General features: G+C 71.6%; 1 pseudogene. It reads right to left on the bottom strand.

Annotated elements, in window-relative coordinates:
• Nucleotides 1-1249, bottom strand: a pseudogene (locus DBR34_RS24525) (UvrD-helicase domain-containing protein); the annotation flags it as partial.

Here is a 1249-nt window from a genome sequence, read left to right as displayed (position 1 = left end):
GTGCGTCGACAGTGGCCGCATCGTTGGCGTGGACCCGCCACAGGTCGGCGGCCAGTTCGTCGTGCAGCGCGCGTTCGCTGGGCAACAGCGTCGGCGGGTCGAAGGTATGGCCGCTTTCCAGCGCGTGCTCGCGCAGCACCCGCGTGCAGAAGCCATGGATGGTGAAGATGGAGGCCAGGTCGATTTCATCGGCGGCGGTCTGCAGCCGGCGTGCCAGCGCGGCCGGGGTTTCCTCGCCCAGCGCCAGCTGGCGCTGCAGGATCCACCGGGTCAGCACCACCTCGGGGCTGTCCTCGTCGCTGGGCGCGCGTTCCACCAGCTGCGCGGCCAGGGCCAGGCGCTCGCGGATGCGCTTGCGCAGTTCCTGGGTGGCCGCATCGGTGAAGGTCACCGCCAGGATCTGACCGATGCGCCAGCCCTTTTCCACCACCAGCCGGGTGAACAGGGTGGCCAGGGTGAAGGTCTTGCCGGTGCCGGCACTGGCCTCGATCAGGCGCACGCCGTCCAGCGGCAGCGCCAGGTAGGGGTCATCCAGCAGGTCGGGGGCGGTCATCGCGCAGCACCTTGTTCGTCGAAGCCGGCAAATACCCGGCCTTCGCGCACCGCGGTGAACACCACGAAGCTGTTGTGGAGCAGCTGCCCGTAGCTGTCGGCGCTGGCGAAAGGATCGTGGCCGCGCAGCGCCAGCTGGTAGCCGGCACCGCTGGATTCGGCCCAGCTGCGGTCACTGCCATACCAGCGCGCGCGGCCCTCGGCCTCGCGCTTGGCCGGCAGCGCGGTATACAGCGCCCAGGCGGTGGACGGCGCATACAACAGCGGCGCGCGCAGCCCCGCGTTGCGCAGCTGCAGCAGCCGCCGCAGCACCTGCTGCGCCTGTTCGGGCGGCAGCGGCGGCAGCACGTGCGGGCCCAGGCCTTCTTCGCCACTGTCGTGGAACTGCACCAGGGGCAGCGCGTCGCCGGCGGCGTTGGCCAGCAGCCAGTCCAGGCCGTGGCGGATTGCGGCGCGGCCGTTGAGCGGTCCCGGGCGCAGCCGCACGATCCCCTGCGCATGCACGTCGTTGATGCGCCCATGCAGGCGCACGCCCTCAATGTCCACCTCATGGCGGCGGCTGTCGGCCACGCTGCCGGCCTGCCACTGCGCCAATGCCTGCGCGTAGGGGCGGGTCTGTCCCTGCAGGGCCTCGAACTGGCGCTCGCCCAACGCACCGGACGGCAGCAGCGCACGCGCGCGCAGCCGCGGATACAGT

Source organism: Stenotrophomonas sp. HMWF003, from assembly GCF_003061285.1.
Lineage (GTDB): Bacteria > Pseudomonadota > Gammaproteobacteria > Xanthomonadales > Xanthomonadaceae > Stenotrophomonas > Stenotrophomonas maltophilia_AP.
The sequence above is the reverse complement of the archived record's forward strand: the minus strand, read 5'-3'. Positions and strand labels throughout refer to the sequence as shown.